This window comes from Pseudomonas sp. BIGb0176 (genome assembly GCF_024810175.1).
Lineage (GTDB): Bacteria > Pseudomonadota > Gammaproteobacteria > Pseudomonadales > Pseudomonadaceae > Aquipseudomonas > Aquipseudomonas protegens.
Map to the genome: position 1 here is coordinate 290,805 of NZ_JANUEC010000001.1, position 24,148 is coordinate 314,952.

The 24,148-nt window shown below is 61.6% G+C and carries 21 protein-coding genes; 2 read left to right on the forward strand and 19 right to left on the reverse strand.

Annotated elements, in window-relative coordinates; translation table 11 throughout:
* Window positions 1-105 precede the first annotated feature (105 nt).
* Window positions 106-1,806, forward strand: a complete 1,701-nt coding sequence (locus M2395_RS01140; RefSeq protein ID WP_015636302.1) for a glutamine--tRNA ligase/YqeY domain fusion protein — start codon at window positions 106-108, stop codon at window positions 1,804-1,806.
* 18 nt (window positions 1,807-1,824) lie between these two features.
* Complete coding sequence (gene cysS / locus M2395_RS01145) at window positions 1,825-3,207, forward strand: cysteine--tRNA ligase (RefSeq protein ID WP_123430474.1); 1,383 nt, start codon at window positions 1,825-1,827, stop codon at window positions 3,205-3,207.
* A 72-nt stretch (window positions 3,208-3,279) separates the two neighbouring features.
* On the opposite strand, the gene M2395_RS01150 is transcribed toward cysS, so the two are convergent.
* The 19 genes from M2395_RS01150 to M2395_RS01240 form a co-directional block, all read right to left on the reverse strand.
* Window positions 3,280-3,594, reverse strand: coding sequence for a DNA-binding transcriptional regulator (locus M2395_RS01150; RefSeq protein WP_185057779.1), 315 nt, complete (start codon window positions 3,592-3,594; stop codon window positions 3,280-3,282).
* On the reverse strand, window positions 3,584-3,934 hold the full coding sequence (locus M2395_RS01155) for a toxin (RefSeq protein WP_123430476.1): 351 nt from the start codon (window positions 3,932-3,934) through the stop codon (window positions 3,584-3,586). The genes M2395_RS01150 and M2395_RS01155 overlap by 11 nt, the downstream gene beginning before the upstream one ends.
* A 237-nt stretch (window positions 3,935-4,171) precedes the next feature.
* Window positions 4,172-5,635, reverse strand: a complete 1,464-nt coding sequence (gene nuoN, locus M2395_RS01160) for an NADH-quinone oxidoreductase subunit NuoN (protein WP_011062196.1) — start codon at window positions 5,633-5,635, stop codon at window positions 4,172-4,174.
* Window positions 5,636-5,642: 7 nt separating this feature from the next.
* Entirely contained in the window at window positions 5,643-7,175 is a 1,533-nt protein-coding gene (gene nuoM / locus M2395_RS01165) for an NADH-quinone oxidoreductase subunit M (RefSeq protein WP_015636298.1), read from the reverse strand.
* A gap of 39 nt (window positions 7,176-7,214) precedes the next feature.
* On the reverse strand, window positions 7,215-9,068 hold the full coding sequence (nuoL, locus tag M2395_RS01170) for an NADH-quinone oxidoreductase subunit L (protein WP_123430477.1): 1,854 nt from the start codon (window positions 9,066-9,068) through the stop codon (window positions 7,215-7,217).
* Entirely contained in the window at window positions 9,065-9,388 is a 324-nt protein-coding gene (nuoK, locus tag M2395_RS01175) for an NADH-quinone oxidoreductase subunit NuoK (protein WP_011062193.1), read from the reverse strand. The genes nuoL and nuoK overlap by 4 nt, the downstream gene beginning before the upstream one ends.
* 4 nt (window positions 9,389-9,392) lie before the next feature.
* Window positions 9,393-9,893 (reverse strand): NADH-quinone oxidoreductase subunit J, encoded by a 501-nt coding sequence (gene nuoJ, locus M2395_RS01180; protein WP_011062192.1) that lies wholly within the window; start codon window positions 9,891-9,893, stop codon window positions 9,393-9,395.
* A 9-nt stretch (window positions 9,894-9,902) separates the two neighbouring features.
* Window positions 9,903-10,451 (reverse strand): NADH-quinone oxidoreductase subunit NuoI, encoded by a 549-nt coding sequence (gene nuoI / locus M2395_RS01185; RefSeq protein ID WP_003223795.1) that lies wholly within the window; start codon window positions 10,449-10,451, stop codon window positions 9,903-9,905.
* A gap of 11 nt (window positions 10,452-10,462) precedes the next feature.
* Window positions 10,463-11,470 (reverse strand): NADH-quinone oxidoreductase subunit NuoH, encoded by a 1,008-nt coding sequence (gene nuoH, locus M2395_RS01190; protein WP_011062191.1) that lies wholly within the window; start codon window positions 11,468-11,470, stop codon window positions 10,463-10,465.
* The gene (gene nuoG, locus M2395_RS01195; protein ID WP_123430478.1) at window positions 11,467-14,181 is read right to left on the reverse strand and encodes an NADH-quinone oxidoreductase subunit NuoG; all 2,715 of its coding nucleotides are present in this window, start codon (window positions 14,179-14,181) and stop codon (window positions 11,467-11,469) included. Before nuoG ends, nuoH begins: the two co-directional genes overlap by 4 nt.
* A gap of 137 nt (window positions 14,182-14,318) precedes the next feature.
* Window positions 14,319-15,674, reverse strand: a complete 1,356-nt coding sequence (gene nuoF / locus M2395_RS01200; protein WP_011062189.1) for an NADH-quinone oxidoreductase subunit NuoF — start codon at window positions 15,672-15,674, stop codon at window positions 14,319-14,321.
* Window positions 15,671-16,168: an NADH-quinone oxidoreductase subunit NuoE gene (nuoE, locus tag M2395_RS01205; protein ID WP_011062188.1), complete on the reverse strand. Its 498-nt coding sequence runs from the start codon at window positions 16,166-16,168 to the stop codon at window positions 15,671-15,673. Before nuoE ends, nuoF begins: the two co-directional genes overlap by 4 nt.
* 2 nt (window positions 16,169-16,170) lie before the next feature.
* Window positions 16,171-17,952 (reverse strand): NADH-quinone oxidoreductase subunit C/D, encoded by a 1,782-nt coding sequence (gene nuoC, locus M2395_RS01210; protein ID WP_011062187.1) that lies wholly within the window; start codon window positions 17,950-17,952, stop codon window positions 16,171-16,173.
* A gap of 70 nt (window positions 17,953-18,022) precedes the next feature.
* Window positions 18,023-18,697 carry an NADH-quinone oxidoreductase subunit B family protein gene (locus M2395_RS01215; protein WP_011062186.1) on the reverse strand — a complete coding sequence of 225 codons (675 nt, stop codon included), beginning with the start codon at window positions 18,695-18,697 and terminating at the stop codon, window positions 18,023-18,025.
* Window positions 18,698-18,707: 10 nt separating this feature from the next.
* Window positions 18,708-19,121, reverse strand: a complete 414-nt coding sequence (locus M2395_RS01220) for an NADH-quinone oxidoreductase subunit A (RefSeq protein ID WP_011062185.1) — start codon at window positions 19,119-19,121, stop codon at window positions 18,708-18,710.
* A 604-nt stretch (window positions 19,122-19,725) separates the two neighbouring features.
* Complete coding sequence (gene aceA / locus M2395_RS01225) at window positions 19,726-21,051, reverse strand: isocitrate lyase (protein WP_011062184.1); 1,326 nt, start codon at window positions 21,049-21,051, stop codon at window positions 19,726-19,728.
* 515 nt (window positions 21,052-21,566) lie between these two features.
* Window positions 21,567-22,322, reverse strand: coding sequence for a secretin N-terminal domain-containing protein (locus M2395_RS01230; RefSeq protein WP_123430479.1), 756 nt, complete (start codon window positions 22,320-22,322; stop codon window positions 21,567-21,569).
* A 178-nt stretch (window positions 22,323-22,500) separates the two neighbouring features.
* A complete protein-coding gene (locus tag M2395_RS01235) occupies window positions 22,501-22,923 on the reverse strand; it encodes a GNAT family N-acetyltransferase (RefSeq protein ID WP_011062182.1) in 423 nt (140 codons plus the stop codon).
* Window positions 22,916-24,082: a cupin domain-containing protein gene (locus M2395_RS01240; protein WP_015636294.1), complete on the reverse strand. Its 1,167-nt coding sequence runs from the start codon at window positions 24,080-24,082 to the stop codon at window positions 22,916-22,918. The genes M2395_RS01235 and M2395_RS01240 overlap by 8 nt, the downstream gene beginning before the upstream one ends.
* Between the last annotated feature and the right edge of the window lie 66 nt (window positions 24,083-24,148).

A 24,148-nucleotide genomic window follows, 5' to 3' on the forward strand; every position in this document is an offset into this window, starting at 1 on the left:
AGTTTTAAAGCTGCGCTCTGTCAGGCACTTGACAGCATCGGCTATGATATCCGTTTTGATTTATCAGGCCGCACCTGGCCGCGCACTTGTACGTTCAAGGATCCTATGAGCAAGCCCACTGTCGACCCTACCTCGAATTCCAAGACTGGACCGGCCGTACCGGTCAACTTCCTGCGCCCGATCATCCAGGCGGACCTGGACTCGGGTAAGCACACACAGATCGTGACCCGCTTCCCTCCGGAGCCCAACGGTTACCTGCACATCGGTCACGCCAAGTCGATCTGCGTGAACTTCGGTCTGGCCCAGGAGTTCGGTGGTGTCACCCACCTGCGCTTCGACGACACCAACCCGGCCAAGGAAGACCAGGAATACATCGACGCCATCGAAAGCGACGTCAAGTGGCTGGGCTTTGAGTGGTCCGGTGAAGTGCGCTACGCCTCGCAGTATTTCGACCAGCTGCACGACTGGGCCGTGGAACTGATCAAGGCAGGCAAGGCTTATGTCTGCGACCTGACTCCCGAGCAAGCCAAGGAATACCGTGGCAGCCTCACCGAGCCGGGCAAGAACAGCCCGTTCCGCGAGCGTTCGGTGGAAGAGAACCTGGACTGGTTCGCTCGCATGCGCGCCGGTGAGTTCCCGGATGGTGCACGGGTACTGCGGGCCAAGATCGACATGGCCTCGCCGAACATGAACCTGCGCGACCCGATCATGTATCGCATCCGTCACGCTCACCACCACCAGACCGGTGACAAGTGGTGCATCTACCCCAACTACGACTTCACCCACGGTCAGTCGGACGCCATTGAAGGCATCACCCATTCGATCTGCACCCTGGAATTCGAAAGCCACCGTCCGCTGTACGAGTGGTTCCTCGAGCACCTGCCAGTACCGGCCAACCCGCGCCAGTACGAGTTCAGCCGTCTGAACCTGAACTACACCATCACCAGCAAGCGCAAGCTCAAGCAACTGGTGGATGAGAAGCATGTGAATGGTTGGGACGACCCGCGCATGTCGACTCTGTCGGGCTTCCGCCGCCGCGGCTACACCCCTGCATCGATCCGCAATTTCTGCGAGATGGTTGGCACCAACCGCTCCGACGGCGTGGTCGACTACGGCATGCTGGAATTCAGCATCCGCCAGGACCTCGACGCGAATGCCCCGCGCGCCATGTGCGTGCTGCGTCCGTTGAAAGTCGTGATCACCAACTACCCGGAAGGCCAGGTCGAGAACCTCGAACTGCCGCGTCATCCGCAGAAAGAAGAACTCGGCGTGCGCCAGCTGCCGTTCGCCCGTGAAATCTACATCGACCGTGACGACTTCATGGAAGAGCCGCCAAAGGGCTACAAGCGCCTGGAGCCGAACGGCGAAGTACGCCTGCGTGGCAGCTACGTGATCCGTGCCCTTGAGGCGATCAAGGACGCCGAGGGCAATATCGTCGAGCTGCGTTGCTCCTACGACCCGGACACCCTGGGCAAGAACCCTGAAGGCCGCAAGGTCAAGGGCGTGGTCCACTGGGTGCCGGCTGCCGCCAGCGTCGAGTGCGAAGTGCGTCTGTACGATCGCCTGTTCCGCTCTCCGAACCCTGAGAAGGCCGAAGACAGCGCGAGTTTCCTGGACAACATCAACCCTGACTCCCTGCAAGTGCTCACTGGTTGTCGTGCTGAACCCTCGTTGGGCAACGCACAGCCGGAAGACCGTTTCCAGTTCGAGCGCGAAGGTTACTTCTGCGCGGATATCAAGGACTCGAAACCAGGTGCTCCGGTATTCAACCGTACTGTGACCCTGCGCGACTCCTGGGGTCAGTGATTCAGTCAAGGAACTAACGTGCTAACGATCTACAACACGCTCACCAAGAGCAAAGAAGTCTTCAAGCCTCTGGATGGCAACAAGGTGCGCATGTACGTGTGCGGCATGACCGTGTACGACTACTGCCACCTGGGCCATGGCCGCAGCATGGTGGCCTTCGACCTGATTACCCGCTGGCTGCGTTTCAGCGGGTATGACCTGACGTATGTGCGCAACATCACCGACATCGAAGACAAGATCATCAACCGGGCCAAGGAGAACGGTGAGCCGTTCAATGTCCTGACCGAACGCATGATCACGGCGATGCACGAGGATGAAGCACGCCTCAACATCCTCAAGCCGGACATGGAGCCGCGTGCCACGGATCATATTCCGGGCATGCTGAAGATGATCCAGACCCTGATCGACAAGGGTTACGCTTATGCCCCGGGCAATGGCGACGTGTACTACCGCGTCGGCAAGTTCATGGGCTACGGCAAGCTGTCGCGCAAGAAGATCGAAGACCTGCGCATCGGCGCGCGGATCGAAGTCGACGAGTCGAAGCAGGACCCACTGGACTTCGTTCTGTGGAAAGGCACCAAGCCGGGCGAGCCAAGCTGGCCATCGCCTTGGGGTGACGGTCGTCCGGGCTGGCACATCGAGTGCTCGGTGATGTCCACCTGCTGCCTGGGCGAGACCTTCGACATTCATGGCGGCGGCAGCGACTTGGAGTTCCCGCACCACGAGAACGAGATCGCCCAGAGCGAGGCGGCTACCGGCAAGACCTACGCCAACGCCTGGATGCACTGCGGCATGATCCGCATCAATGGCGAGAAGATGTCCAAGTCCTTGAACAACTTCTTCACCATTCGTGACGTGCTCGACAAGTACCATCCGGAAGTGGTGCGTTACCTGCTGGTGGCCAGCCACTACCGCAGCGCCATCAACTACTCGGAAGACAACCTCAAGGACGCCAAGGGCGCGCTGGAGCGTTTCTACCATGCGCTCAAGGGCCTGCCGAAAGTGGCGCCGGCCGGTGGCGAAGCCTTCGTCGAGCGTTTCACCCAGGTGATGAACGACGACTTCGGTACTCCGGAAGCCTGTGCCGTGCTGTTCGAGATGGTGCGCGAGATCAACCGCCTGCGTGAGAGCGATATCGATGCGGCGGCGGGTCTTGCAGCACGTCTGAAAGAGCTGGCCAGCGTGCTGGGTGTGCTGCAACTGGAAGCCGACGACTTCCTGCAGGCCGGTGCCGAAGGCCGGGTCGATGGGGCACAGGTCGAGGCGCTGATCCAGGCCCGTCTGGCAGCCCGTGCCAACAAGGACTGGGCGGAGTCCGACCGTATTCGCGATCAGATCACCGCCATGGGCGTGATCCTGGAAGACGGTAAGGGCGGTACTACCTGGCGCCTGGCTGACTAAGCCTACGTTCGCAGCAACAAGAAACCCGCCTGGCGCGGGTTTTTTGTTGCCCGTAAAACAGTATCTGCTTGCTCAGGCCAGCGAAGCGAGGCGCTCCACCGTGTCGGGGTAGCGTTCCACCAGGCGCATCAGGGTCGTGGCCTGGGCGTTGGGTATGGCGCGGCCCTGTTCCCAGTTCTCCAGGGTGCGGGTGTTGGTGCGCAGGTACATGGCGAATACCGAGCGCGAGAGGTTGAGTTGCTGGCGGATGTTCATCACCTCAGCGGCGGTGATGGGCGGCAGCTTTTCGAGCTTCACTTTATGGCTGCGTAAGGTGATCTTGCCCTGGCGTTCCTGGGTGAGGGCGTCGATGCCTTCTACCAGTTCGGAAAAGATGTCACGTTTGATCATGTCGTCTGGCCTCGATTTCACGTTCCAGCAGTTGTTTGAGTTGGTGTCGCTGCTGCGGTAGCAGGTCGTCCATCTGCTCCTTGTCGAACAGGGTGAAGAGCCAGAACTGTGCTCCTCCGGACCACCAGTAATAAATCACCCTCAGCCCGCCACGCCTGCCCTTGTTACGTCGCTCATCGATGAAACGCATCTTGCGCAAGCCGCCAGTGCCCTGAATCAGAACACCCGCGTGCGGGTGGCGCAGCAACTCGATCTGCAGTTCGCAGAACAATTCGTCGTCAAGGAAGCCTTTTCGGTATCGCGCAAATGCCGGTAGTTCAATAAACAGAGCATTCATTTCATACGCTTCCTACGTATAGGCTGGATGACGCTGCAGCTTTGGTCAAGGCCCGCTGAGCGCCGCGTTTGATCTGGCAACAGTCTATGCCTGCGGCAGTGGGCTGAATGTCGGACCGGGCCGACGTGACAGGAAGGGCGATTCCGAGTTTCGCCGGGAAGAGGGGAGGGCAGGGCCCTGAAATGCAAAACGGCACCCGAAGGTGCCGTTCTGTGTGTTGCGCTGAAGCTTAAGCGATCAACCTGCCAGGCCCGAATGCTGGACCAGGGTCAGCAGCGGCTGTGGGTATACGCCGAGGAAGAACGCCAGGAGCGCGATGGCCAGCAGCATGACGCCACCGGCTTTCTGTTCCCAGTGCAGTTGGGCATCGACGCGACGCAGGTTCGGCTCGATCAGGTACAGGGTGACCATCACTCGCAGGTAGTAGAAGACGCCGATGGCGCTGCCCATGACCAGGGAACCGACCAGCCACCATTGGTGCGCTTCGACACCGGTAGCGATGATGTAGAACTTGCCGATGAAGCCTGCGGTCAGCGGGATACCGGCCAGGGACAGCATCATCACGGTGAGGACGGCCGTCAGGTACGGACGGCGCCAGAACAGGCCGCGGTACTCGTACAGTGCGTCGGCGTCACGGCCCTTGTACGGCGAGGACATCAGGGTGATCACGCCGAAGGCGCCCAGGCTGGTGATCACGTAGGTGACCAGGTACACGCCGATGGCTTCCATGGCCAGGCCCTTGCTCGCCACCAGGGCGATCAGCAGGTAACCGAAGTGGGCGATGGAGGAGTAACCCAGCAGACGCTTGAGGTTGCTCTGGGTCAGCGCCAACAGGTTGCCCACCAGGATCGAGGCGATGGCGATCACGGTCAGCACGTTGCTCAGGACACCGCTGCTGGCCACTGGCGAGAGCTGGAACAGACGCACCAGCACCGCGAACACCGCCACCTTGCTGGCGGTGGCCAGGAAGGCGGCGACCGGGGCCGGGGCGCCTTCGTAGACGTCCGGAGTCCACAGGTGGAAAGGCACCAGCGACAGTTTGAAGGCCAGGCCGATCAGCATCATGCCCAGGCCCAGTTGCGCCAGCGGGCTTGGCAGCCCAGTGGCGGCCAGGGCCTGGCCGATACCGCTGAAGCTGAGGCTGCCGGCTTCTGCGTAGAGCAGGGCCATGCCGAACAACAGGAAGCCCGAACCGGCGGCCGACAGCACCATGTACTTGATGCCGGCCTCCAGGGAGCGCTTGTTGAAGAAGGCATAGGCCACCAGGCCGTAGACCGGTACCGAGAGCAGTTCCAGGCCGATGAACAGGCCGGCCAGGTTCTGCGCGCTGACCAATACCAGTCCACCAGCGGCGGCCAGCAGGATCAGCAGGTACAGCTCTTCACGGTTGCCCGGGTAACCGCTACTGCCATCGCCCAGGTAGGCGTGGGCCAGGGTGACGCAGGCCAGGGTGGCCACCAGGATCAGGGCCATGTAGAGGCAGGCGAACTGGTCGATCTGCAACAGCGGGGTCACTGCCAGCGGTGCCACTTTCAGCACCGGGAAGATCGACAGCAATGCCAGGTTCAGACCGGCCACCGACAGCAGGAAGGTCTGGGCGTGGTTGCGCCGCCAGGCGATCGCCAGCATCACCACCACAAGGGTGGCGCTGGTGATCAGCAGCGGCGCCAGGGCTATAAAGTGTTGAATCGTAAAGTCCATAGCGCTCTTACCGGGCCGAAGCGAGTTGAGTGAAGGCGGTGCTGAGCCATTGCTGCACGCCATGCATGGTGGCGGCAGAGGTATCGAGGAACGGTTGCGGGTACACGCCGATGTAGATCAGCAGGACCGCCAGTCCCAGCACCATGATCAGTTCGCGAGCATCCATGCCGTGCAGTACCGCGTCCGATTTGGACGGGCCGAAGTAGGCACGGTGGATCATGATCAGCGAGTAGACCGAGCCGAACACCAGGCCGGACGTCGCGATCGCGGTGATCCATGGCGCACTGACGAAGGTGCCGATCAGGATCAGGAACTCGCCGACGAAGTTACCGGTGCCTGGCAGGCCCAGGGAGGCGGCCGCAAAGAACAGGCTGATGGCCGGCAGGTAGGCGATACGCGACCACAGGCCGCCCATTTCACGCATGTCGCGGGTATGGGTGCGTTCGTACAACTGGCCGCTGAGGATAAACAGCGCGGCTGCCGAAACACCGTGGGCCAGCATCTGGATCACCGCGCCCTGCAGAGCCTGCTGGCTGCCGGAGTAGATACCGATCAGCACGAAGCCCATGTGGGAAACGCTGGAGAAGGCGATCAGACGCTTGATGTCGGTCTGGGCGAAGGCCAGGAAGGCGCCGTAGAAGATCCCGACCAGACCCAGGGTCATGGCGATCGGTGCGAACTCTGCCGAGGCGTTGGGGAACAGTGGCAGGGCGAAACGCAGCAGGCCGTAGGCCGCCGTCTTCAGCAGGATGCCCGCCAGGTCCACGGAACCGGCGGTCGGTGCCTGGGCGTGAGCGTCAGGCAGCCAGGAGTGGAATGGCACCACGGGCAGCTTCACCGCGAAGGCGATGAAGAAGCCGAGCATCAGGATGTACTCGGTGGCGGTGGACATCTTGGTCTTCAGCAACTGGGCGTAATCGAAGGTGATAACCCCGGTGTTGTTGAAGTTCACCAGCACCAGGCCCAGGATCGCCACCAGCATGATCAGGCCGGAAGCCTGAGTGAAGATGAAGAACTTGGTCGCTGCGTAAATCCGGGTTTTCTTGCCGTCTGCCGAGCTGTGACCCCAGAGCGCGATGAGGAAGTACATCGGCACCAGCATCATTTCCCAGAAGAAGAAGAACATGAACAGGTCCAGCGCCAGGAACACGCCGACCACGCCGCCCAGGATCCACATCAGGTTCAGGTGGAAGAAGCCCACGTGGCGCTGGATCTCTTTCCAGGAGCAGAGTACCGAGAGGATACCCAGCAGGCCGGTCAGCAGGATCATCAACAGCGACAGGCCGTCCAGCGCCAGGTGCACGTTGATGCCGAAGCGCTCGATCCAGACATGCTTGAACTCGATGGCCCAAGTTGGATCGGCGCCAGGCGCCGGAGCAAATGAATAGTTACCGTGGGCCCACAGCCAGAGGCCGAGGGCGAGTTCCAGGGTCATGGTCAACAGCGCAATCCAGCGGGGGAGGGTGGCGCCGAAGCGCTCACCCAGCCAGCACAGCAGGCCGCCGATGAAGGGGATCAGGATTAGCCAAGGCAGAATCATGACGGGCTCAATTCCTTTCGCAAGTTCGCAAGGTTCATATCAGACCGCTACCAGCACAATGGCGCCGATGACCAGCACGGCACCGGCTGCCATCGAGGCGGCGTACCAACGCAGTTGACCGGTCTCGGTACGGCTCAGGGAGTTGTGACCCCCTTTGGCCATACGCGGGATCAAACCGATGGTCTGATCGAGCGGGTCCTTGCGCAGTACGTGGCTGATGGCCAGGTATGGCTTGACGAACAGTTTGTCGTAGATCCAGTCGAAGCCCCAGGCGGCGAACCACCAGGCCGAGAGCAGACGCCCAATGCCGCTGTTGGCGATGGCGGTCACAACGCGACGCTTGCCAAGGAACAACAGGGCGGCCAGCAGGATACCGGCCAGGGCGATGGCGCCCGAGGCGATTTCCAGGCTGTGCTTGGCTTCGCCACCGGCATGACCGGCGCTCAGCGGCAGTACACCATGCAGGGGCGGGGTGATCATCGCGCCGATCCCGGTGGAAAGCACGATCAGTACCACCAGCGGCAGCCAGTGGGAGATCCCGTGGCCGGCGTGGGCTTCGGTCTTGGCTTCACCGTGGAAGGTGATGAAGATCAGGCGGAAGGTGTACAGCGAGGTCATGAACGCACCCACCAGGCCGGCGTACAGCAGGCCATGGTTGCCGCTGGCGAAGGCTTCCCAGAGGATCTCGTCCTTGGAGTAGAAGCCTGCGGTCACCAGAGGCAGGGCCGCCAGGGCCGCGCCGCCGACGATGAAGCTGGCGTAGGCCAGAGGCAGTTTCTTCCACAGGCCGCCCATCTTGAAGATGTTCTGCTCGTGGTGGCAGGCAACGATCACCGCACCGGAAGCAAGGAACAGCAGGGCCTTGAAGAAGGCATGGGTCATCAGGTGGAAAATCGCGCCGTCCCAGGCGCCAACGCCCAGGGCCAGGAACATGTAGCCGATCTGGCTCATGGTGGAGTAGGCGAGGATCCGCTTGATGTCGGTCTGCACCAGCGCGGCGAAACCGGCCAGTACCAGGGTCACGCCACCGACCAGACCCACCAGGTGCAGGATTTCCGGCGCCAGGGTGAACAGGCCGTGGGTACGGGCGATCAGGTAGACGCCGGCGGTGACCATGGTTGCGGCGTGGATCAGTGCCGAAACCGGGGTCGGGCCGGCCATCGCGTCCGCCAGCCAGGTCTGCAGTGGCAACTGGGCAGATTTACCCACGGCGCCACCCAGCAGCATCAGGGTTGCCAGGGTGATCCAGAAGTCGCCGGCCTGGAATTTCTGCGGGGCCAGCACCAGCAGTTCTTGGACGTTCAGCGTGCCCACCTGTTGGAACAGGATGAACAGGCCGATGGCCATGAACACGTCGCCGATGCGGGTAACGATGAAGGCCTTGAGTGCGGCGTTACCGTTGTTGCGGTTGCTGTAGTAGAAACCGATCAACAGGTAGGAGCACAGGCCCACGCCTTCCCAGCCGAAGTACAGGAACAGCAGGTTATCGCCCAGTACCAGGAACAGCATGCTGGCGATAAACAGGTTGGTGTAGGCGAAGAAACGCGAGTAGCCGGCTTCACCACGCATGTACCAGGACGCGAACAAGTGGATCAAAAAGCCCACGCCCACCACCACGCCCAGCATGGTCACGGACAGACCATCCAGGTACAGGGCGAAGTTCGGCGCGAAACCGTCCACCGACATCCACTGCCACAGCACCTGGGTGTAGTGGCCACCCTCGGGCGGCGCGACGTTGAATTGCCAGATCACGTAGGCAGCAACGATGGCCGACAGGCCAATGGAGCCGACACCGATCAGGGCCGAGAGGTTTTCCGAGAGGCGTCCACGGGAGAACGACAGCAGCAGGAAACCGATCAGGGGGAATACGAAAGTCAGAAAGAGAAGGTTCATCCGCGCATCTCGCTGGCTGCATCGATATCGAGAGTGTGGAAGCGGCGGTACAGCTGTAGCAGGATCGCCAGGCCGATACTGGCCTCGGCGGCTGCCAGGCTGATCACCAGGATGAACATCACTTGTCCATCCGGCTGCGCCCAGCGGGCGCCCGCAACGATGAAGGCCAGTGCAGAGGCGTTCATCATCACTTCCAGGCTCATCAACACGAAGAGGATGTTACGGCGGACCATCAGGCCGACCAGACCGAGGCAGAACAGGATGCCGGCAACCGCCAGGCCATGTTCCATCGGGATAGTACCGAGAGAGATAGTAGGCATCGTATTACTCCTTCGCCTCGTTGCGGCCCAAGTGGAACGCCGTGACGGCCGCGGCAAGCAGCAGCATCGAGGCGAGTTCGACCACCAGCAGGTAAGGGCCGAACAGGCTGATGCCCACGGCCTTGGCGCTGACGGTGGTTTGACCGATACCGGCACCGCTCTGATGGCTGAACAGTACGTACAGCAGTTCAGCCAGCAGCAGCGCGGCCAGGATGACCGGGCCGATCCAGATGCCGGGCGTGAGCCAGATGCGCTCTTGCTGAGCCGCGGCCGGGCCGAGGTTCAGCATCATCACCACGAACACGAACAGCACCATGATGGCGCCAGCGTAGGCAATCACTTCCAGGGCGCCGGCGAACGGCGCGCCAAGGCTGAAGAAGGTCATGGCCACGGCGATCAGCGAAATGATCAGGTAGAGCAGGGCGTGCACAGGGTTGGTGTTGGTGACCACGCGTAGCGTGGAAACAACGGCAACACCTGATGCGAAATAGAAAGCGAATTCCATCGTTCTTCCTTAAGGCAGCAAGCTCTTCACGTTGATCGGCTCGGCTTCGTTTTGCGCGGAGCCTTTTGGCTTACCGGCAATGGCCATACCTGCAACACGATAGAAGTTGTAGTCAGGGTTCTTTCCGGGACCGGAGATCAGCAGATCTTCTTTCTCGTAAACCAGGTCCTGACGTTTGAACTCGGCCATCTCGAAATCCGGTGTCAGCTGGATCGCGGTGGTCGGGCAGGCTTCCTCGCAGAGGCCACAGAAAATGCAGCGCGAGAAGTTGATGCGGAAGAAGTCCGGGTACCAGCGACCGTCTTCGGTTTCAGCTTTCTGCAGCGAGATGCAACCCACGGGGCAGGCCACGGCGCACAGGTTGCAGGCTACGCAACGCTCTTCGCCATCGGGGTCGCGGGTCAGGACGATGCGGCCACGGTAGCGTGGCGGCAGGTAGACCGGCTCTTCCGGGTATTGCAAGGTGTCGCGCTTGCGAAAGCCATGGCCGAAGACCATGACCAGGCTGCGCAACTGGGTACCAGTACCCTTAACGATGTCGCCAATATATTTGAACATGGGTCAAATCCTCACTGAACCGCAACCGCAGGTGTGTTCCACAACACAACCGCAGCGGTTATCAGCAAATTGATCAGGGTCAGTGGCAGGCAGAATTTCCAGCTGAAGTCCATCACCTGGTCATAACGCGGACGCGGGATGGAAGCGCGCAGCAGGATGAACAGCATGATGAAGAACGCGGTCTTCAGTGCGAACCAGACGAAGGACAGTTGCGGCAGGATGCCGAACGGACCGTGCCAGCCACCGAAGAACAGGGTGACCAGCAGCGCCGAGATCAGGATGATGCCGATGTATTCACCGACGAAGAACATGCCCCATTTCATACCGGCGTATTCAATGTGGTAGCCGTCGGCCAGTTCCTGCTCCGCTTCCGGCTGGTCGAAGGGGTGACGGTGAGTCACGGCCACGCCAGCGATGAAGAAGGTACAGAAGCCGAAGAACTGCGGAATGATGAACCACAGGTTCTGCGCCTGGTACTCGACGATGTCGCGCATGTTGAACGAGCCGACCTGTACCACGATGCCCATCAGGGCCAGGCCCATGAACACTTCGTAGGACACGGTCTGCGCCGAGGCACGCAAGCTGCCGAGCAGGGCGAACTTGTTGTTGCTCGACCAGCCGGCGAACAGTACCGCGTAGACCGACAGACCGGCCATGGCGAAGAAGAACAGCAGGCCGATGTTCAGATCCGCCACGCCCCAGGTAGGGGTGATCGGGATGATCGCGAAGGCGATCAGCAGGGCGGACATGGCCACCACCGGTGCCAGTGTGAAGATCACCTTGTCGGCAAACGGCGGAGTCCAGTCTTCCTTGAAGAACATCTTCAGCATGTCGGCTGCGATCTGGAACATGCCGAACGGGCCAACACGGTTCGGACCGTAACGGTCCTGCCACCAGCCCAGCAGGCGACGTTCGACGAAGCTCAGCAGCGCCCCGGCGATCACTACGGCCAGCAGGATGACGATGGCCTTGACGACCGTCAGGATCACGTCGATCACTTCAGGGGTAAACCAACTCATTGTGCCGCCTCCTGCAGACCATCAACGGAAATGCCAGCGATCGCCGGAGGAATGCCCGCCAGGCCGGCAGGCAGGCCCACCAGGCCAGCACCCAGCTCTTCGTTGATGCGCAGCGGCAGACGCAGGGTCTGGCCAGCCACATTCACCGCGAGCAGGGCACCGTCGTTGACACCCAGGCGATCCGCTTCGGATTTGGCCAGAGCAACGTACGGAGCCGGGATGCGCTCCTGCACCGGAGCGGCTTTCGAAGAGTTTTCCTCGCTGCCGAACAGGTGGTAGAACGGCACGGCCTGCCAGGTGCCCGGGGCCGGGGAGAAGGCTCGCGGCACGCTGGCGAACCAGTTGAGGCGGTCGCCCTGGGTTTCGATCAGGCGAGTGCCCGGGTCACCGGCGCGCAGGTGGCCACCGACTTCGTCCTGGAACTTGTTCCAGGCCTGTGGCGAGTTCCAGCCCGGAGACCAGGCGAACGGCACTTGCGAGCGCGGTTCAACGGAGCCCGAGTAACCTTCCATGGAGTAGGCGAAGGCGGTATCCGGATCTTGCGGGGTACGTGGCTCGTGCACGCTCTGGTTGGCGCGCATGGCGGTACGGCCACTGTAGCGCAGCGGTTCGCGCGCCAGTTTCAGGCCCTTGATGCGGAACGCCGCGGAAGGTGCGGCATCGACGATGCTGGCCAGTGGCGCCGTGCTCGCGGCGCAGGCGGCGGTCACGTGGTCCAGTTGGGTCCAGTCCACCGGCTTGTTCAGCAGGGTGCTGCGCAGGGCGTGCAACCAGCGCCAGCCTTCGTGGACCATGATGCTGGCGTCCAGGTAGGTCGGATCGAAGACCTGGAAGAAGCGCTGGGCGCGACCTTCCTGGCTGACCAGGGTACCGTCGCCTTCGGCAAAGCTCGCCGCCGACAGCACCAGGTGCGCGCGCTCGACGGTCGCGGTTTGTTGATGATCGGCAACGATCACCACCTTCGCTGCGTTCAGTGCGGCATCCACCTTGGCTGCATCGGTGCGGGTGTACAGGTCGTTTTCCAGCACCACGATAGCGTCGGCCTTACCGTCGATCACCGCCTGCAGGGCCGCGTCCACGGATTCGCCACCAAGCATGGCCAGGCCGAGGCTGTTGGCCTCTGGCACGATCAGACTGATGGAGCCGGCTTTCTCGCGCAGCTTCAAGGCTTTGGCGATGTTCGCCGCCGCTTCGATCAGTGCCTTGGAACCCAGGGAGGTACCGGAAATGATCAGTGGACGCTTGGCTGCCAGCAGGGCATCGGCGATGCGCTTGGCCAGTTCCAGGGCTTCGCTGTCCAGGCCTTCCACGGCAGGGGCGCTGGCGTCGATGGCATGGGCCACGGCAAAACCGATGCGCGCCAGGTCGTCTGGAGCGGCGTGTACACACTCCTCGGCCACGTCGTCGAGCTTGGTTTCAGCCAGGCTGGCGATGAACAGCGGGTTCAGCGCGTGCTGGCCGATGTTCTTCACTGCCGCGTCGAGCCAAGGCTGGACGCGCATGGCATCGGCCATTTCCTCGGCCTTGCCCTTGACCGACTGGCGCAGGGCCAGGGCCATGCGTGCGGCGGTCTGGGTCAGGTCTTCACCGAGGACGAAGACGGCGTCGTGGTCTTCGATGTCGCGCATGTTCGGAACCGGCAGCGGGCTGTCGTTCAGGACCTGCAGAACCAGGCGGATGCGCTCCAGCTCGGAGGCTTCGATACCGGAGTAGAAGTGCTCGGCACCGACCAGTTCCTGCAACGCGTAGTTGCTTTCCAGGCTGGCGCGGGGCGAACCGATACCGACGATGTTACGGCCGCGCAGCAGGTCTGCGGCCTGATCCAGTGCCTGGTCCAGGGTCAGCTTGGTGCCATCGGCCAGGCGTGGCTGGCGTGGACGGTCCTTGCGGTTGACGTAGCCATAGCCGAAGCGGCCACGGTCGCAGAGGAAGTACTGGTTCACCGAACCGTTGTAGCGGTTCTCGATGCGGCGCAGCTCGCCGTAGCGCTCGCCCGGGGAGATGTTGCAACCGCTGGAGCAGCCATGGCAGATGCTCGGCGAGAACTGCATGTCCCACTTGCGGTTGTAGCGCTCGGAGTGAGTCTTGTCGGTGAACACACCGGTCGGGCAGACCTCGGTGAGGTTGCCGGAGAACTCGCTTTCCAGGGTGCCGTCTTCAACGCGACCGAAGTACACGTTGTCGTGGGCGCCGTAGACGCCCAGGTCGGTGCCGCCGGCGTAGTCCTTGTAGAAGCGCACGCAGCGATAGCAGGCGATGCAGCGGTTCATCTCGTGGGAAATGAACGGGCCGAGGTCCTGGTTCTGGTGGGTACGCTTGGTGAAGCGATAACGGCGCTCGTTGTGGCCGGTCATCACCGTCATGTCCTGCAGGTGGCAGTGACCGCCTTCCTCACAGACCGGGCAGTCGTGGGGATGGTTGGTCATCAGCCACTCGACGACACTGGCGCGGAACGCCTTGGATTCTTCATCGTCGATGGAGATCCAGGTGTTGTCGGTGGCCGGGGTCATGCAGGACATGACGATACGACCACGGGTGTCGTTCTCGTCGGTGTACTGCTTGACCGCGCACTGGCGACAGGCACCGACGCTACCGAGAGCGGGGTGCCAGCAGAAATAAGGGATGTCGAGGCCTAGTGACAGACAAGCCTGTAACAGGTTGTCCGCCCCATCGACTTCGAGCGCTTTGCCGTCTACGTGGATAGTGGCCATGGTTCAAAGTTCTTCGTTGGCCCGGTGTCAGCGGGCGTGGCTAATGGAATCTTGTTATGCGTGCGAATCAACACAGCCGTTCACGGCGTCATCGCACGTCGAGCGCAGGGCACGGACCCGGCGCCCTCATTTAAGCGTTACGCGCCGACTACGATCGGTCGGGCCAGAGGCGGGACGGCGGCGCTGGTGGGCGCGATGCCGGCTTCGAACTCTGGACGGAAATACTTGATGGCGCTGCCCAAAGGCTCCACGGCACCCGGTGCGTGAGCACAGAAGGTCTTGCCTGGGCCGAGGAAACCCACCAGGCCCAGCAGGGTCTCGATGTCCCCTTGCTGGCCCTGGCCTTTTTCCAGGGCCATCAGCAGCTTGACGCTCCAGGGCAGGCCGTCGCGGCAAGGGGTGCAGAAGCCGCAGGATTCACGGGCGAAGAACTGCTCCATGTTGCGCAGCAGGGACACCATGTTGATGCTGTCGTCCACCGCCATGGCCAGGCCGGTACCCATGCGGGTGCCCACTTTGGCGATGCCGCCGGCATACATCTGGGCGTCCAGGTGCTCGGGCAACAGGAAGCCGGTACCGGCGCCGCCTGGCTGCCAGCACTTGAGCTTGAAGCCGTCGCGCATGCCGCCGGCGTAGTCTTCGAACAGCTCGCGCGCGGTCACGCCGAAGGGCAGCTCCCACAGGCCGGGGTTCTTCACTTTGCCGGAAAAGCCCATCAGCTTGGTGCCGTGGTCTTCGCTGCCTTCGCGGGCCAGGGATTTGTACCATTCCACGCCGTCGCCGATGATCGCCGGCACGTTGCACAGGGTCTCGACGTTGTTCACGCAGGTCGGCTTGCCCCACACGCCCACGGCGGCAGGGAAGGGCGGCTTGGAGCGCGGGTTGGCGCGACGGCCTTCCAGGGAGTTGATCAGTGCGGTTTCTTCACCGCAGATGTAACGCCCGGCGCCGGTGTGGACGAACAGCTCGAAATCGAAACCGCTGCCCAGGATGTTCTTGCCCAGAAGGCCTGCGGCCTTGGCTTCTTCCACGGCACGACGCAGGTGCTTGGCGGCGGTGGTGTACTCGCCGCGCAGGAAGATGTAGCCGCGGTAGGTCTTGAGTGCGCGAGCACTGATCAGCATGCCTTCGATCAGCAGATGGGGCAGTTGCTCCATCAGCATGCGGTCTTTCCAGGTGTTGGGCTCCATTTCGTCCGCGTTGCACAGCAGGTAGCGGATGTTCATGGATTCGTCTTTGGGCATCAGGCCCCACTTCACACCGGTGGGGAAGCCCGCACCGCCGCGACCCTTGAGGCCGGCATCCTTGACGGTCTGCACGATGTCGTCCTGGGACAGGTCGGCGAAGGCCTTGCGGGCCGCCGCGTAACCGTTCTTGGCCTGGTACTCGTCGAACCAGACCGGCTCGCCGTCGTCGCGCAGGCGCCAGGTCAGGGGATGGGTTTCTGCGGTGCGCGCAATGCGGTTCGCAGGACCGAAAGAGGTCAGGGTCATACGTAGCCCTCCAACAGTTTGGCCACGCCAGCAGGCTGCACGTCGCCGAAAGTGTCGTCGTCGATCATCAGCGCCGGTGCCTTGTCGCAGTTGCCCAGGCAGCACACCGGCAGCAGGGTGAAGCGGCCGTCGGCGGTGGTCTGGCCGAGGCCGATGCCCAGCTCGCTCTGGATCTGGCTGACCACGGACTCGTGGCCGCCGATGTAGCAGACCATGCTGTCGCAGACGCGAATGATGTGGCGGCCCACTGGCTGGCGGAAGATCTGGCTGTAGAACGTCGCCACGCCTTCAACGTCGCTGGCAGGAATGCCGAGGATCTCGCCGATGGCGTAGACCGCGCCGTCAGGCACCCAGCCACGTTCCTTCTGGACGATCTTCAGGGCTTCGATGGACGCCGCGCGCGGGTCCTCGTAGTGATGCATCTCGTGCTCGATGGCCGAGCGCTCGGTTTCGCTCAGGGCGAAACGGTCTGTCTGGATAAGCGTGCTGTTCATGCTTAGCGGTCCACGTCGGCCATAACGAAGTCGATACTACCCAGGTACGCGATCAAGTCCGCGACCATGCTGCCGCGGATCACCGAAGGGATCTGCTGCAGGTGGGCGAAGCTTGGGGTACGGATCCGGGTGCGGTAGCTCATGGTGCCGCCATCGCTCGTCAGGTAATAACTGTTGATGCCCTTGGTCGCTTCGATCATCTGGAAGGATTCGTTGGCCGGCATCACCGGGCCCCACGAAACTTGCAGGAAGTGCGTGATCAAGGTTTCGATGTGCTGCAGGGTGCGCTCTTTGGGTGGCGGCGTGGTCAGCGGGTGATCCGCTTTGTACGGGCCTTCCGGCATGTTGCGCAGGCACTGGTCGATGATCTTGATGCTCTGGCGCATTTCCTCGACGCGAACCATGCAGCGGTCATAGGCGTCACCGTTGGCGGCCAGCGGGACTTCGAACTCGAAGTTCTCGTAGCCGGAGTAAGGACGGGCCTTGCGCAGGTCGAAATCGCAACCGGTGGAGCGCAGGCCGGCACCGGTGACGCCCCATTCCAGGGCTTCCTTGGTGTTGTAGGCGGCAACGCCGATGGTCCGGCCCTTGAGGATGCTGTTCTGCAGGGCAGCCTTGGTGTATTCGTCGAGGCGCTTGGGCAGCCATTCGACGAAGTCCTTGACCAGCTTCTCCCAGCCACGCGGCAGGTCGTGGGCGACGCCACCGATGCGGTACCAGGCCGGGTGCAGGCGGAAGCCGGTGATGGCTTCGATCACCGTGTAGGCGCGCTGACGGTCGGTGAAGGTGAAGAACACCGGGGTCATGGCGCCGACGTCCTGGATGTAGGTACCCAGGAACAGCAAGTGGCTGGTGATCCGGAAGAACTCGGCCATCATGATGCGGATGACGTCGACCTTCTCCGGCACCTTGATGCCGGCCAGTTTCTCGACCGAAAGCACGTACGGCAGGTTGTTCATCACCCCGCCGAGGTAGTCGATACGGTCGGTGTAAGGGATGAAGCTGTGCCAGGACTGACGCTCGGCCATCTTCTCGGCACCACGGTGGTGGTAGCCGATGTCCGGTACGCAGTCGACGATCTCTTCACCGTCCAGCTGCAGGATGATGCGGAAGGCACCGTGGGCCGAAGGGTGGTTCGGGCCCAGATTGAGGAACATGTAGTCCTCGTTGGCACCGGAACGCTTCATGCCCCAGTCTTCCGGACGGAAGCGCGCGGCTTCCTCTTCCAGCTGCTGCTTGGCCAGGTTAAGGCTGAACGGGTCGAACTCGGTGGCGCGGGCCGGGAAGTCCTTGCGCAGCGGGTGACCTTCCCAGGTCGGCGGCATCATGATGCGCGAGAGGTGAGGGTGGCCGGCAAAGTCGATGCCGAACATGTCCCAGACTTCACGCTCGTACCAGTTGGCGTTAGGCCAGATACCGGTCACGGTGGGCAGGCTGAGGTCGCCTTCGGACAGGGCCACCTTGATCATCACGTCGCTGTTACGTTCGATCGACAGCAAGTGGTAGAACACGCTGAAGTCGGCGCCTGGCAGGCCCTGGCGCTTGGTGCGCAGGCGCTCGTCCACGCCGTGCAGGTCATACAGCATGACGTACGGCTTGGGCAGGTTGCGCAGGAAGGTCAGGACTTCAACGAGCTTGGAGCGGGTAACCCACAGCACCGGCATGCCGGTGCGGGTGGCTTGGGCGGTGAACGCCTCAGGGCCAAAACGGTTATTGAGTTCGACGACCACATCCTGGTCGTCAGCCTTATAAGGCGGGATGTACAGAGCACTGCCTGTAGTCATGGTTTTTTATCGCTTTCGGTCAACGTAAAGAGTGAAGCCAGGTTCGTTTCTTTGTAAGAACAGAACTGGATCAGACTTCGTCAGGGCTGCGCAGGTTGGTGACCTGTATACGCTGTTCGCGGCGCTGTTCCTTTTGCGACGGCATCTCGGCGCGATACACGCCTTGGTCGCCGACGACCCAGGAAAGTGGGCGACGCTCCTGGCCAATGGATTCCTGCAAGAGCATCAGGCCTTGCAGGAACGCTTCGGGACGGGGCGGGCAGCCAGGTACGTAGACGTCCACGGGCAGGAACTTGTCCACCCCCTGGACTACCGAGTAGATGTCGTACATGCCGCCGGAGTTGGCGCACGAACCCATGGAGATAACCCATTTTGGCTCGAGCATTTGCTCATAGAGACGCTGGATGATCGGCGCCATCTTGATGAAGCAGGTCCCGGCGATAACCATGAAGTCCGCCTGACGCGGCGATGCCCGGATAACCTCGGCGCCAAAGCGCGCGATGTCGTGGGGCGCCGTGAAGGCGGTGGTCATTTCCACGTAGCAGCAGGAAAGGCCGAAGTTGTACGGCCACAGGGAGTTCTTACGCCCCCAGTTGACCGCGCCGCTCAGCACGTCTTCGAGCTTGCCCATGAAGATGTTTTTGTGGACCTGATCCTCTAACGGATCGGAAACGGTTTCCCGTTCGCCGATCGGATACTGATCGTTAGGAGCATCGGGGTCGATCCGGGTGAGATTGTATTGCATCGCCAAAGCCTCATTGTTTTAGCTTCGCCTGCCGCTTACGACGACCTTCCGGAGCCCAGTCAAGAGCCCCCACCCGCCAAAGGTAGACAAGACCTGCCAACAGAATTGCTATGAAAACGAGAGCTTCGACGAATCCGGTCCAGCCGCTTTCGCGGACGGACACAGACCAGGCAAAGAGAAAGAGGGCTTCGATATCGAAGATCACGAAGAGCATCGCGACCAGATAGAATTTGGCTGAGAGCCGCAAGCGGGCGCCACCGGTAGGTAGCATGCCGGACTCGAACGGTTCGTTTTTGCTGCGGCCCCAGGCTTTTGACCCGAGGAGGCTGGAGACGCCGAGCATGAAGGCGCAAAGGCCGACAACGCCCAGAAGGAAAATGGCAAAGCCCCAGTTGTGGGCCATGAGTCCTGTCGCTTCGGGCATGCTGGTAATCCTTAACAGAGAGCAAGAGTCTCTGAGCTTGATAAAGAAATAAAGCAGTGACGATATGTCGCAGCGCAATCAATCGCGCTGATTTTATGGCTAAACACCGGGCAAGTAAAATTTCTAAAGCGAAATTGTTTATCGTAATAAGGACATAGCTCACCCCGGTAGCCCCGTAAGCCGCGGCCTGCGGGCATTAGGGGAGGTTTTGTTAATTATGTTTTGTAGCTGCTGTAACGAAAGTTACAACTGCTAAATGATAATCAATATTATTTGGAGGCTGTTTTAATCTGCTTTCCTTCGGGGAGTGGGAAAGTTGCTTGTTATATCCCTGTTACTGCAAGTAGCAGGGGCGCACCTTTTAACCTCTTTCGCCCTTGCTAACACCGCCCTGGATCAATGTTTGGCCAGCTTTTTTGCAGGGGCGGGCATGGCGAGGCTTTTGAGGAGGGCGCGCAGGGTAGAGGTTCGCCGGCAAGCCGGCTCCTACAGGAGGGGTGGGCAAAAAAAAACGCCCCGAACCAGTCGGGGCGTCAGCTGTACAGCAATGCAGTTGTTTTTACCGGGTCTGCATTGGCCGCTCGATCAAGCCGTGAGGCCTAAATCAGTGGAACTGTTCTTCTTCGGTGGAGCCGGTCAGCGCGGTTACCGAGGACGAGCCACCCTGGATCACGGTGGTCATGTCGTCGAAGTAGCCGGTGCCCACTTCCTGCTGGTGAGCCACGAAGGTGTAGCCCTTGGCGGCGTCAGCGAACTCTTGCTCTTGCAGTTTCACGTAGGCGGTCATGTCGTTGCGGGCGTAGTCGTGCGCCAGGTTGAACATGCTGTGCCACATGTTGTGGATGCCGGCCAGGGTGATGAACTGGTGCTTGTAGCCCATGGCGGACAGTTCGCGCTGGAACTTGGCGATGGTCGCGTCGTCCAGGTTCTTCTTCCAGTTGAAGGAAGGCGAGCAGTTGTACGACAGGATCTGGTCCGGGTATTCCTTCTTGATCGCCTCGGCGAAGCGACGGGCTTCGTCCAGGTCCGGCTTGGCGGTTTCGCACCAGATCAGGTCGGCGTACGGAGCGTAAGCCAGGCCGCGGGCGATTGCCTGGTCCAGGCCGGCTTTCACTTTGTAGAAGCCTTCCTGGGTGCGGGTGCCAGTCACGAATGGCTGGTCGTATGGGTCGCAGTCGGAAGTCAACAGGTCGGCAGCGTTGGCGTCGGTACGGGCCAGGATGATGGTCGGTACACCGGCAACGTCGGCCGCCAGACGGGCAGCGGTCAGCTTCTGTACGGCTTCCTGGGTTGGAACCAGTACCTTGCCGCCCATGTGGCCGCACTTCTTCACGGAAGCCAGCTGGTCTTCGAAGTGAACGCCGGCGGCGCCTGCTTCGATCATGCTCTTCATCAGCTCGTAGGCGTTCAGTACGCCGCCGAAACCGGCTTCAGCGTCGGCCACGATCGGTGCGAAGTAGTCGATGTAGCCGTCGTCGCCCGGGTTCTTGCCGGCTTTCCACTGGATCTGGTCGGCGCGACGGAACGAGTTGTTGATGCGCTTGACTACGGTTGGAACCGAGTCCACCGGGTACAGCGACTGGTCGGGGTACATGGATTCGGCGGAGTTGTTGTCCGCAGCCACTTGCCAACCCGACAGGTAGATCGCCTGGATACCGGCTTTAACCTGTTGTACAGCCTGGCCGCCGGTCAGGGCGCCCATGCAGTTGACGAAATCTTTATCAGGACGGAAGGACGGCTTGGCACCTTGGGTGACCAGGTTCCAGAGCTTCTCGGCGCCCATGCGTGCCAGGGTGTGCTCGGGTTGAACCGAGCCACGCAGACGGACCACGTCGGCAGCGGAGTAGGTGCGAGTCACGCCTTTCCAGCGCGGGTTTTCAGCCCAGTCTTTTTCAAGGGCTGCAATTTGCTGTTCGCGTGTCAGTGCCATGGAGATAAACCTCGTCGCGTCTTGTGTAAAAAGTCGTTCTTGGTTGGAGAGTTCCGGCTCCGCCGATCACGCTTCATAACGCTGCGTAAAAGGCTGCTCGCTGACCAGGAAGCTTATGGCGGTCAAGTCGGGTCTGGCGGGGATGGCGACGGGTGAACGATGGGCTCGAGGGGAAAGTGAGCAGGTGAAGGCGAGCTGCGGGGCGCATGCCGGCGTCGTGGGCCTTGGTGCGTTCCATCAGTGTGTTGCCGATCTACCTAATTACGCTTCCGTCCCTCGGGACAACTTCGTTCCAGTCGCAATCTCGTCAAACACACCTTGTGGGCGGTACAGACACGAATCGGCTCAGGTGGGTAGGTTAGAGCGGCGATCCGAAGGCCCTTGCCAGGGCCCCTGATTAGCGGGAGCGAGGCCATCATGCCCGCGGTTTTTTGGCTCGTCAAATGTTTTGTAGTGCTTTTTTTGCGGCACTACATCTTTGGTCTAATACGACTAATCAGTCAGTTTTTGGTGCTTTAGTCCAAGGCATCGACCTTGACCCGCAGGGTCATGTCGTCCTGGCCTTGAGTCGAGTAGCTGCGGCCCGGGCCCTGTTTATCGGCCTGGGTCTGGCGATTGACTCCGGCCAGGGTGATCCATTCGCCCAGGCGCCCACTGACAGTTGTGTCGGTGCTTTGCACGTTCACTACATCGGGACGCTCCTGGCTCATGCGGTCACGGTTGGTGCTGATGCTCAGGTGCACGGTTTCACCGGTAACGCTGGCGGTGACATAGAAGCCCTGGGTGACGTTGCGGTACTGGGTCTGGTTCTGCAGGCGCCCGTAGGGGTCGGTCTGGGTGGTGGTCAACGGCACGCTCTGGCCGACCTGGATCAGCGCTGGCACGCCTTCGCTGGCCTGGATCTGCTGGATACCGCCGTCGCGGCTCTCGGTGCTGCGGTTGATGATCCGCGTCTGCGGTACGCCGTTGACCGAATAGCCCTGGTTGTCCTGCAGGTTGTTTTCGTTGGTGTCGACGGTGATCAGCAGGCGTTTGGCCGCGGTGTCCAGTTGGGCGATAAAGGCTCGCAGTTCGGCGATCTTGCCCGACTCGGCGTTGACGATCAGCTGGTTGCCATAGGCGCTGACCTTGCCGTCCTTGCCGAGGAAGTTCTGCGCCACCGGCAGCAGGTCGGCACTGGTGCGGTTGTTGAGGGGCACGATCTCGGTGGCGGCCATGACCGAACAGCTGAAGGTCAGCAGCAGCGTCGTGAGCAGGGTGCGTAGGGACATATCCGTTATCTCCGCGAGTAGCTGGCGTAAAGCCTTGAGTTTGACACTTTGTCGGCTTTGGGTGGGGCAAGTTGAATCGCGCACGGCAAAACGCCCCGGCATCCTGGTCTCCAGCTTAGTTGCCGGAGGAGGGATGGCGGGGCGTTTTGGCTGGCCGTTGCCGCGAGCGGCGTGTCGGTCAGGCGCCGCGAACCATGTCGACGTGGGGAATGCCCGCTTCGAGGAATTCCTCGCTGACGATGGAGAAGCCAAGGCGCTCATAGAACGCCGTGGCCTGGACCTGGGCACTGAGCATCTGCTGCTTCAGGCCGCGTTTTTCGGCTTCATCGATCACCGCGCGCATCAGCGCGTCGCCAACCTTCAGGCCGCGCCAGTCCTTGAGCACCGAAACCCGGCCCACATGGCCGTCGGGCAGCAGGCGCGCGGTGCCGATGGGGAAGTCGCCCTCGAAGGCCAGGAAGTGCACGGCGCTGTCGTCGTCGGCATCCCACTCCAGTTCGGGCGGCACCGATTGCTCGGCAATGAATACGGCTTCACGGATGCGCCGGATCTCGGCGTTGTCCTTTTGCCAGTCTGCGACACGTACGTGAATCTTATTCATCGGCAAACCCCAGGCTCCCTTGCTTGACCAGTTCACACAACAGGCCGCGCCCATCGTCATCCGCCAGCCACTGGCCGAGGTTGTCGATATGCAGGGCATCGGCGGCGCAAATCATTTTCAGCAGTTCGCGCAGCTTACCGGGAAGCAGGCGGCTTTGGCCGCTGGCGAACAGTAGCAGGTCTTCATCCACTTCCGACCAGGCCAGGCGCGCGCTCGGGTTGCGGATCAGGATCGCGCCCTGTTCCAGGCTGCCCAGCAGGTCTTCTTCTTCCAGTTCGGGTCCGGTCACCAGTTCCGGGTAGCGTGGTTCGGTCATGAACTGGCCGAACCAGGTCAGCAGCAGGCGTTCATCGCTCATGTGCTCGGCCAGCAGGCCCTTGAGCCGGTCGAGGGCGTCCTGCTGGATCTGGTGCGGGTCGCTGGCCGGCTGTACGTCGGCGTCGGTGTAGCGGTCTTCGTCCGGCAGGAACTGGCCGAGGAAGTCGGTGAAGTGGGTCAGGACTTCGGCGGCACTCGGGGCGCGGAAACCGACCGAATAGGTCATGCAATCGTTCACCGCAACGCCATAGTGGGCCAGGCGCGGTGGCAGATAGAGCATGTCGCCGGGCTCCAGGACCCAGCTTTCGGTTTCTTCGAACTCGGCGAGGATGCGCAGGTCTGCGTGCTGCAGCAGCGGGCTTTCGGAGTCGCACATCTGGCCGATCTTCCAGTTGCGCTTACCAAAGCCTTGCAGCAGGAACACGTCGTAGTTGTCGAAGTGCGGGCCGACGTTACCGCCAGGTGCGGCGAAGCTGATCATCACGTCATCGATGCGCCAGCTCGGCAGGAAGCGGAAGTGCTCCAGCAGCTCGGCGACTTCCGGGACGAACTGGTCCACGGCCTGGACCAGCAGGGTCCAGTCGCGTTCCGGCAGCTTGCTGAACTCGTCTTCGGCGAAGGGCCCGCGGCGCAGTTCCCATGGGCGCTCGCCGTTTTCGATCACCAGGCGCGATTCGACTTCTTCTTCCAGGGCCAGGCCGGCCAGTTCGTCAGGTTCGATCGGGCTTTCGAAGTCAGGCAGGGCCTGACGGATCAGCAGGGGTTTCTTCTGCCAGTAGTCACGCAGAAATTCCCGTGCAGTGATGCCGCCCAGAAGTTGAAGAGGAATATCAGGATTCATGTGTAACCTATTGAAAAAGTGTACTTTTCTAGCAGGAATAAAAACGCCCGGCGCGGCCGGGCGTCA

Bases quoted from the DNA above. Each gene is read 5' to 3' on its own strand.
- M2395_RS01140 (WP_015636302.1), top strand. From the start codon at position 106: ATGAGCAAGCCCACTGTCGACCCTACCTCGAATTCCAAGACTGGACCG.
- M2395_RS01155 (WP_123430476.1), bottom strand. From the start codon at position 3,934: ATGAATGCTCTGTTTATTGAACTACCGGCATTTGCGCGATACCGAAAA.
- nuoN (WP_011062196.1), bottom strand. From the start codon at position 5,635: ATGGACTTTACGATTCAACACTTTATAGCCCTGGCGCCGCTGCTGATC.
- nuoM (WP_015636298.1), bottom strand. From the start codon at position 7,175: ATGATTCTGCCTTGGCTAATCCTGATCCCCTTCATCGGCGGCCTGCTG.
- nuoL (WP_123430477.1), bottom strand. From the start codon at position 9,068: ATGAACCTTCTCTTTCTGACTTTCGTATTCCCCCTGATCGGTTTCCTG.
- nuoK (WP_011062193.1), bottom strand. From the start codon at position 9,388: ATGCCTACTATCTCTCTCGGTACTATCCCGATGGAACATGGCCTGGCG.
- nuoJ (WP_011062192.1), bottom strand. From the start codon at position 9,893: ATGGAATTCGCTTTCTATTTCGCATCAGGTGTTGCCGTTGTTTCCACG.
- nuoI (WP_003223795.1), bottom strand. From the start codon at position 10,451: ATGTTCAAATATATTGGCGACATCGTTAAGGGTACTGGTACCCAGTTG.
- nuoH (WP_011062191.1), bottom strand. From the start codon at position 11,470: ATGAGTTGGTTTACCCCTGAAGTGATCGACGTGATCCTGACGGTCGTC.
- nuoG (WP_123430478.1), bottom strand. From the start codon at position 14,181: ATGGCCACTATCCACGTAGACGGCAAAGCGCTCGAAGTCGATGGGGCG.
- nuoF (WP_011062189.1), bottom strand. From the start codon at position 15,674: ATGACCCTGACCTCTTTCGGTCCTGCGAACCGCATTGCGCGCACCGCA.
- nuoE (WP_011062188.1), bottom strand. From the start codon at position 16,168: ATGAACAGCACGCTTATCCAGACAGACCGTTTCGCCCTGAGCGAAACC.
- nuoC (WP_011062187.1), bottom strand. From the start codon at position 17,952: ATGACTACAGGCAGTGCTCTGTACATCCCGCCTTATAAGGCTGACGAC.
- M2395_RS01215 (WP_011062186.1), bottom strand. From the start codon at position 18,697: ATGCAATACAATCTCACCCGGATCGACCCCGATGCTCCTAACGATCAG.
- M2395_RS01220 (WP_011062185.1), bottom strand. From the start codon at position 19,121: ATGCCCGAAGCGACAGGACTCATGGCCCACAACTGGGGCTTTGCCATT.
- aceA (WP_011062184.1), bottom strand. From the start codon at position 21,051: ATGGCACTGACACGCGAACAGCAAATTGCAGCCCTTGAAAAAGACTGG.
- M2395_RS01230 (WP_123430479.1), bottom strand. From the start codon at position 22,322: ATGTCCCTACGCACCCTGCTCACGACGCTGCTGCTGACCTTCAGCTGT.
- M2395_RS01235 (WP_011062182.1), bottom strand. From the start codon at position 22,923: ATGAATAAGATTCACGTACGTGTCGCAGACTGGCAAAAGGACAACGCC.
- M2395_RS01240 (WP_015636294.1), bottom strand. From the start codon at position 24,082: ATGAATCCTGATATTCCTCTTCAACTTCTGGGCGGCATCACTGCACGG.